This is a genomic window from Streptomyces kebangsaanensis (assembly GCF_001906585.1).
Lineage (GTDB): Bacteria > Actinomycetota > Actinomycetes > Streptomycetales > Streptomycetaceae > Streptomyces > Streptomyces kebangsaanensis.
The window spans coordinates 128,704-136,328 of sequence record NZ_JUJA01000164.1; the positions used below are offsets into that span (position 1 = coordinate 128,704).

The window sequence follows — 7,625 nt, forward strand, 5'->3', positions numbered from 1 at the left end:
CCGCTGGCCGTCGCCGCGGCCGTGCACGCCGAAGACGGCACGCCGGGCCTCCTCCGCGTCGCCGTGCGCGACGGCTACGACGTGCTCACCGGCAGCGTCTCGCGCGCCGCCGACCCCGAACGGCTCCTGCGGACCCTGCGCCGCTCGGTCTTCCACACCCTTCCCCCCACGGCCTGGGAGGAGGTCCGCCGGCACGTCACCGGCGTCCTGGCCTCGGCCGGCTGATCGACTGCCGTCCACCGCGGGCCGCGGTCACTCACGGCCGCTCGGTGCCGCCCGTGCGGCGCGGTCACGGGAGGCTTCGATCTCGGCGTACGCCCGCTCCCTGCCCTCCCAGTGCGAGCCCTCGACGCTCTTGCCGGGTTCGAGGTCCTTGTAGACCTCGAAGAAGTGGGTGATCTCCAACTGGTCGAAGACCGGGATATCCGTTATGTCCTGGACGTGGGCATAGCGCGGGTCGTGCGCGGGCACGCACAGGACCTTCTCGTCCGGGCCCTGCTCGTCCTTCATGCAGAACATGCCGACGGCCCGGCATTCGATCACGCATCCGGGGAACGTCGGATCGCCCACCATGACGAGCGCGTCGAGCGGGTCCCCGTCGCGCCCGAGCGTTCCCTCGATGAAGCCGTAGTCGGCCGGGTACTTGGTCGAGGTGAACAGCAGGCGGTCCAGCCGGATGCGGTGCAGCTCGTGGTCCATCTCGTACTTGTTGCGGGACCCCTGGGGGATCTCCACGATCACGTCGAACTCCACTGTTCCCTCCTGGTCACGTCAGGGAACCAGGGACCGTCAGCGGCATGCTGCCACGGTTCGCGGTGAGCCCCATCACCGGCACGCCGGTGTACATGTCCGGCATACGCTCCCATAATGCCCCACCGGCCGGTCGTGTCCCGTTCCCGCGACGAAGAACGCGATGAAGGAGAGGGGTGAGACGGCATGGCGACACTGGCCATCCACCACCTGCACTGCCAGGTCCTGACCGATCACGGTCCGAGGGAGATCCTCCGCGGTGTCGACCTGACCGTGCGTCAGGGCGAGACGCACGCCCTCATGGGGCCGAACGGCTCCGGCAAGACCACCCTCGCCTACGCCCTCGCCGGGCATCCCAAGTACCAGGTCACCTCCGGCACCGTGACCCTGGACGGGGAGGACCTGCTCGCCATGAAGGTCGACGAGCGGGCGCGGGCCGGGGTGTTCCTGGCCATGCAGTACCCGGTCGAGGTCCCCGGCGTCTCCATGGCCAACTTCCTGCGGTCGGCCGCCACCGCGGTGCGCGGCGAGGCCCCGCGCCTGCGCACCTGGCTGAAGGAGGTCAGGGCGGCGATGGAGCGGCTCCAGATCGACCCGTCCTTCGCCGAGCGGAACGTCAACGAGGGCTTCTCCGGGGGTGAGAAGAAGCGCCACGAGATCCTTCAGCTGGAGCTCCTGAAGCCGAGGATCGCCATTCTGGACGAGACCGACTCCGGCCTGGACATCGACGCGCTGCGCATCGTCTCCGAGGGCGTCAACCGGGTCCGCGCCACCGGCGAGGTCGCCACCCTGCTGATCACCCACTACACGCGCATTCTGCGCTACGTCCACCCCGATCACGTGCACGTCTTCGCGGAGGGCCGGATCGTCGACTCCGGCGGCCCGGAGCTCGCCGAGAGGCTGGAGGAGGAGGGGTACGAGTCGTACGTGAGGGCCGCCGCGGGCGAATGAGCCCGGCCGGGCCGCCCGGATCAGGGCCGAACGGCCCTGGCGGGCCGGCGTTCCGTGTGGTGTGCTCGATGTGACGGGAAGGACCCCTCGAGACGCGGGGAAGCGGCGGGAGCCGCGCACCGCGCAATCAGGATCCGCGAGAAGCGGGTAGTCCTTCCCGTCCCCGCGTGTCCGCTCCCGGGACGGCCGGGCCCCGGCCGTCCCGCCGAGTCCGGCCGCCCCGCCGCGTCCGGTGGTCCCGGCAGGACAGGGCTGTTCGGCCCTCTCCTTCCGCCCGGGACGGGTCCGGTCGGACGGCGGGTGTCACCCGACCGACCCATGCGGCTTCTCCCCACCCGCTGTCACCTTCGGAAGTACGGGGGAAGGAGGTGGGCCCCGATGAGCGGCAAGAGGAGCACGAAGCGGCGGCTGTGGCGGTGGCGCAGCAATCCGCTGCGCCGTCACGACGACATCGTCGAGGCCTGGATCCTCCTGGTGATGTGGGTGGTGATCCTGGTCGGCGGCGCGATCCTGTGGACGGTGACGGCGCGCGCCGCCGACCAGGAGTTCGCCTGGCAGCGCACCGACCGGCATGCGGTCCCGGCCGTCCTGCTCACCGACGCTCCGCAGAGCACGTCGACCGGGAACGACGGCTACCGGACACCGGCGAAGGTCCGCTGGACCGCCCCCGACGGCACCACCCGCACCGCACACACCCTGGTGCCCAGCGGTCTGCGCTCCGGGACGACGATCACCGTCTGGCAGGACGGCCGGGGCGCCCTGAGCACCCAGCCGCCCGGCCCGGCCGAGGCGGGGGTCGAGGCCGTCCTCTTCGGCGGAGGGGCCGCGAGCGGCTTCTCCGGCCTCGTCTACGCCACCGCGGCCCTCGCGCGGTGGCGCCTCGACCGGCGCCGCTACGACCAGTGGGGCGCGGAGTGGGACGCCATCGGCCCGCGGTGGGACCAGAGGACCGGCTGACACGCTCCGACGGACTCGGCGCGGCGGGCCGTGGCACTCCCGGCCCGCCGTCGCCGCACCGCCGGAGAAGACGCATCAGGAGTGGCGCATGCGTTACGAGAACCGTGCGGACGCGGGGCGGCGCCTGGCCCGGCGCCTGGAGCACCTGCGCGACGCGCACGTGGTGGTACTGGGTGTCCCTCGGGGCGGTGTCCCGGTGGCGTTCGAAGTGGCCCGGCACCTCGGCGCGCCGCTGGATCTGGCCGTCGTACGCAAACTGCGCGTGCCCTGGCAGCCGGAACTGGGCTTCGGCGCCCTCGGCGAGCACGGCGTCCGCGTTCTCAACCAGGACGTCCTGCGGGAGAGCGGACTGCGTCCCACCGAGCGGGAAGCCCTCGAACAGGCCGAGCGGGCGGAGCTGGAACGGCGGGTACGCCGCTGGCGGGACGACCGGGCACCGGTGCCCCTGGCCGGCCGCGGCGCCGTGGTCCTGCACGACGGAGTGGCGACCGGCGCGGCCGCCGAGGCCGCCTGCCAGGTGGCCCGGGTGCGTGGTGCGGCCCGTGTGGTCCTCGCCGTACCGGTCGGGCCGGAGGGGTCCCTGGCGCGTCTGCGCGCGGTCGTGGACGAGGTCGTGTGTCCTCAGCCCCTGCGCCACCTCGGTTCCGTCGCCGCCTGGTACGAGGACTTCGCCCCGGTCACCGACGCGGAGATCGGCGCGCTGCTGGCCGAGGCCGGACGGGCCGCCCCGGCCTCCGGCCACGACCTCCCGGAGCGCCCGTCGCCGGGCCGGGAGGTGGAGGTGCCGGCCCGCCGGGTGCGGATGGCCGCCCGGCTCACGCTGCCCCCGATGGCCCGGGCGGTGGTGGTCCTCGCCCACGCCGGCAGCAGTGGCCGGCACGATCCGCGCCACCGGTACGTCGCCGCCGCGCTCCACCGGGCGGGTCTGGGCACCCTGCTGCTCGATCTGCTCACCGAGGACGAGGAACGCAACCGGCACAACGTCTTCGACATCACCCTGCTGGCCCGGCGCCTGCACGCCGCGTCCGACTGGCTTCGCCGGGAAACCGGCCTGCCCGTGAGCCACTGCGGCACCGGCACCGGCGCCGGGGCCGCCCTGGAAGCGGCCGCGGCCGACGACGACGTCCGCGCCGTCGTCTGCGTCGGCGGCCGCCCAGACCTGGCCGGTCCCGCGGCACTGGCCCGGGTGCACGCCCCCACCCTGTTCGTCGTCGGCGCCCTGGACACCCGGCTGCTCGGCCTCAACCACCTGGCCGCGGACTGGATGCGCTGCGACCACCGCGTCCACGTCGTCCCCGACGTCACCCACCTCCTCACCGAGCCGGGCGCGCTCGAAGCCGTCGCGGAACTGGCCCGCGACTGGTTCGGAACCCACCTCTCCAGGGCGGACGCACAAGCGCTGCAGGGGTCACGGTGACCGTGTTCCGGTGCGCGCGGCTCTCGCGGCCCCGGCCGGCCGGAGCACCACTCCCCTACCAGTCCGGGCGATCCGGCTCCCCGCCGGTGACCTCGTACGTCTTGGTCCAGGTGGCGCCGCACCGGCAGCGGGAGTACTCGACCAGCTCTCCCTCTTCGGACACGCCCAGCCCCTGGCTGAGTCGTACGTGCACGTGATCGCCCATGAGAAGTCGCTCTCCATCGATGTCCGGAATCCCCTTATCGTGGCGACTTGCCTCCCTGGCGGCAATGCCGCAGCTCACACTTCACGGACGCGGTTCAGCGATGCGGGGGCCGCTGCCGGTCCCGGCCGGCCGGGACGTTCGGCTCTGGTGACGCGCCCCGCTCGCGCGCACCGTGGAAACGGGAGGGACACCCTTGTACGGAAGTGATCACGATGGAAGCCAAGCATTGGACCGTGCAGGTCTACATCACCGAGGACGGCGACGAGACGCACGCACGCGCCGTGCTCACCACCCGCGACACGGCGACGGTCACGGGCCGGGGCGTGGCCCGGCGCAACCCGATCGACCGGCCGATCCCGGAGATCGGCGACGAACTGGCCGCGAGCCGGGCCCTGGAGGACCTCGCCATCCGGCTGCACGACGTGGCCGCGGACGACATCGTCGACATGGCCGGTCCCGTCCGGGCCTGACGACGCGGTCCCGACGACGCCGTTCCCCGGCCGCGCCAACGGCACGAACGCCGGTGGCGCGGCCGGGAGGTCCGGTCGGTCACCGGCCGTCACACCCGCGCCGGCACGATCGCCACCGGACACCGCGCGCGGTGCAGCAGCGCGTGGTCGGTCCGGCCGAGCTGGAGGCCGAGGTGCCCCACCCTGCGCCGCGTCCCGACGACCACGAGGTCGGCCGCGGCCGAGCGGTCCACCAGTACCCGGTGCGCCGGTCCCTCGACGGTCGCACCACGCACCTGGACCGCGGGGTGTTCGGAGACGGCCTCGCGCAGCAGCTCCTCCAGCAGGGCGGCGGCCCGCTCCTCGTACCCGCCGGGCGTCTGTGCGGGGCTGCGCCAGGCCCGTACGACGTCGAGGACGCAGCCGCGTGTCTCGGCCTCGCGGAACGCGAACCGCACCGCCTCCGCGCCGGTGTCGGACTCGCCCGCGCCGAGCAGGATCCGCCCGTGCGTGCCGGCCGGTCCGGCGCCGTCACCGCGGACCACGACCACCGGGCCGTGCGCCCGGGCTGCCACGGCCAGGCTGGTCGAGCCCAGCAGCAGTCCGCTCGGCTCACCGCGCCCACGCGAGCCGGTCACCAGGACGGAGGCGTTGTTGCCCTCCCTCAGCAGGGCCGAGACCGTGTCCTCGGGGAGGATGCCGGTGGACACCTCCAGCTCCGGATTGCGCTTGTGCGCCCGCTCCGCCGCGGAGCCGACGATGTGCTCGGCCAGGGTCTGCTCCGCGGGACGCTCCGCACCACCGGTGGGGACAGGTCCTTCGTAGCGCTCCCACCAGGAGGCGTACACCAGCCGCAGCGGCAGGCCGTTCCGGGCGGCCTCGTCCACCGCCCAGTCGACCGCCGTCAGGCTCGGTTCGGATCCGTCGACGCCCACGACCAGGGGCAGTGCCATCCTTCCCACCGCCTTCCGCCCGGCTGCCACCTCGCGCGACAGGAGGTCCCACTGCCACCGTCGCACCCCTGGACACCGGCGGCATGACGGACGGGAGGACCGAGGAGGACGCGGGTCCGCGGGAAGTGGATCGGTTCCTCCCGTCCAGTCGTGCCCGGAGCACCTTCGGCTGTCAGTCGTGCGCGACGACCGCGACGGGGGCGGTGGCGTGGTGCAGGACGTTGTGGGCGACAGGGCCGATGCGGGTGCCGAACGGCCTGGGGCGCACGCGCCGGCCGACGACGACCAGGGAGGCCTCCCGGGAGGCGTCGACCAGGAGTTGCGCGGCGTCGCCGAAGCGCGCGTCCTCGACCACCCCGACGTCCGGGTACTCCTGCCGCCACGGGCGCAGCACCTCGCTCAGGGCGGCGGACTCGTTCCCGGCGGCCGGCGCGCGCCGGCCGTGCACCGCACGCAGCGACGTGTTCCGGCGCGCCGCCGCCTCGAAGGCGAACCGGATCGGACCGTCGTCCGGGGCGGCGGTGTCCAGACCGAGTACGACGGGCCGGTGGGCCCGCGCGGGCTCCGCCTCCGGCTCGTCCGCGGCCCGTTCGCCGGCGCGGACGAGCACCACGGGCCGTTCCGCGTGCGCCACGACGGACAGGCCGACGGAGCCGAGGACGAAGCCGCCGACCCCGCCCAGGGCCCGTGAGCCCAGGACCAGGAGTCCGGCTTCCTCAGCGGCCCGGCAGAGCACCTCGGCGGGACGGCCGGGCAGGTGCTCGACGGTCACTTCGATGCCGGGGTGGCGCAGCCGCAGGCCCTCGGCCGCGTCCCGGAGCATCTGCTCGGCCGCGTCCCGGTCCGTCTCCGCGCAGAGGAGCGGCGCCTGCTCCAGAGGCTGCCAGGCGTGAACCAGTCTCAGCGGCAGCCCGAGCAGCCTCGCCTCCCGTGCCGCCCATTCGGCGGCGGCCCGGCTCTCGGAGGAACCGTCGATGCCGACGGTGACGGTGCGCGGCATGCTCTCCACCTCCTGCCGCGGGTACGGGTCTTCTGTCACGTTGGCACGGCGTTCCCCGTTCCGAGGAGGGCCGAACGGCTCCGAAACGCCCCGCCGCCCCGGCCGCCGGGTACCGATCGGCCCTACCCCGCCGGGACGGCCCCGTCGACGCTTGGAAGGAACCGGGGGGGCACCGCGGGCAGTGGCCCGCTTCCGGTCGGAGTCCAGCTCGGGATCCAGCGGGTGAGCGCGATGTCGGATGTGACCACCACGGACCTGTACGAGGTGACGATGGCGCTGTCCTACCTGCGGGAGGGCATGGACAGGCCGGCCACGTTCAGTCTCTTCGTCCGGGATCTGCCGCCCGAGCGCGGCTTCCTGGTGAGCGCCGGGGTGGAGTCCGCCCTGGACTTCCTGGCCGGTTTCCACGTCACCTCCGCCGACGTACGTGACTTCGCCGACGCCCTCGGCCGTCCGGCCGGGGACCTGGCGGCCCTGCGTGGCCTGCGGTTCCCCGGAGAGGTGCGCGCCGTCCCCGAGGGGCGCGTGGTGTTCTCGGGCGAGCCCCTGCTGGAGGTCACCGCACCGATCGCGCAGGCGCAACTGGTGGAGACGTACCTGCTCAACCAGGTCAGCCACCAGACGGGCATCGCGTCCAAGGCCGCCCGGTGCGTCCTGGCCGCGGCCGGTCACCCGGTGATCGACTTCTCGCTGCGCCGTACCCACGGCGTCTCGGCCGGTCTGCAGGCCGCCAGGGTCGGGGCCATCGCGGGGTTCGCGGGAACCAGCGACGTCGCCGCCGCGGTCCGGTGGGGACTCCGTGCGTCCGGCACGATGGCGCACTCCTACATCGAGGCGTTCCCGGACGAGGAGAGCGCCTTCCGCGCCTTCGCCCGCGCCCATCCGGGCCCCGTCACCTTCCTCGTGGACACCTACGACACGGTCCGGGGCGTGCGTACGGCGG

Annotated in this window: 9 protein-coding genes and 1 pseudogene; 6 read left to right on the forward strand and 4 right to left on the reverse strand. The window is 73.8% G+C overall.

The genetic code is table 11. From position 1 onward, the window contains the following. Positions 1-225: pseudogene (locus RH94_RS45430) on the forward strand (FAD binding domain-containing protein); the annotation flags it as partial. 27 nt (positions 226-252) lie between these two features. On the opposite strand, the gene RH94_RS33660 reads toward RH94_RS45430, so the two are convergent. Next, complete coding sequence (locus tag RH94_RS33660; protein WP_073952110.1) at positions 253-753, reverse strand: inorganic diphosphatase; 501 nt, start codon at positions 751-753, stop codon at positions 253-255. Between the two features lie 183 nt (positions 754-936). On the opposite strand from RH94_RS33660, the gene sufC reads away from it, so the two are divergent. The 3 genes from sufC to RH94_RS33675 all read left to right on the forward strand — a co-directional run bounded on the left by sufC (position 937) and on the right by RH94_RS33675 (position 4,075). Further along, the gene (sufC, locus tag RH94_RS33665; RefSeq protein WP_073952111.1) at positions 937-1,701 is read left to right on the forward strand and encodes a Fe-S cluster assembly ATPase SufC; all 765 of its coding nucleotides are present in this window, start codon (positions 937-939) and stop codon (positions 1,699-1,701) included. 378 nt (positions 1,702-2,079) lie between these two features. Then, positions 2,080-2,658 (forward strand): Rv1733c family protein, encoded by a 579-nt coding sequence (locus RH94_RS33670; protein ID WP_073952112.1) that lies wholly within the window; start codon positions 2,080-2,082, stop codon positions 2,656-2,658. A gap of 88 nt (positions 2,659-2,746) precedes the next feature. Then, entirely contained in the window at positions 2,747-4,075 is a 1,329-nt protein-coding gene (locus tag RH94_RS33675; protein ID WP_073952113.1) for a phosphoribosyltransferase family protein, read from the forward strand. Between the two features lie 55 nt (positions 4,076-4,130). On the opposite strand, the gene RH94_RS41655 is transcribed toward RH94_RS33675, so the two are convergent. Further along, positions 4,131-4,280, reverse strand: a complete 150-nt coding sequence (locus RH94_RS41655) for a hypothetical protein (RefSeq protein WP_199881121.1) — start codon at positions 4,278-4,280, stop codon at positions 4,131-4,133. A 212-nt stretch (positions 4,281-4,492) separates the two neighbouring features. Here RH94_RS41655 and RH94_RS33680 point away from each other — a divergent pair, with 212 nt between their 5' ends. Further along, positions 4,493-4,750: a DUF1876 domain-containing protein gene (locus RH94_RS33680; protein ID WP_073952143.1), complete on the forward strand. Its 258-nt coding sequence runs from the start codon at positions 4,493-4,495 to the stop codon at positions 4,748-4,750. A gap of 89 nt (positions 4,751-4,839) precedes the next feature. Here RH94_RS33680 and RH94_RS33685 read toward each other — a convergent pair whose 3' ends face one another. After that, positions 4,840-5,682, reverse strand: a complete 843-nt coding sequence (locus RH94_RS33685; protein WP_073952114.1) for a universal stress protein — start codon at positions 5,680-5,682, stop codon at positions 4,840-4,842. A 172-nt stretch (positions 5,683-5,854) separates the two neighbouring features. Then, the gene (locus tag RH94_RS33690) at positions 5,855-6,682 is read right to left on the reverse strand and encodes a universal stress protein (RefSeq protein WP_073952115.1); all 828 of its coding nucleotides are present in this window, start codon (positions 6,680-6,682) and stop codon (positions 5,855-5,857) included. Between the two features lie 231 nt (positions 6,683-6,913). Between RH94_RS33690 and RH94_RS45435 the strand changes: the two genes are divergently transcribed. Continuing rightward, on the forward strand, positions 6,914-7,625 hold a 712-nt coding region (locus tag RH94_RS45435; RefSeq protein WP_407697396.1), incomplete at its 3' end, for a nicotinate phosphoribosyltransferase.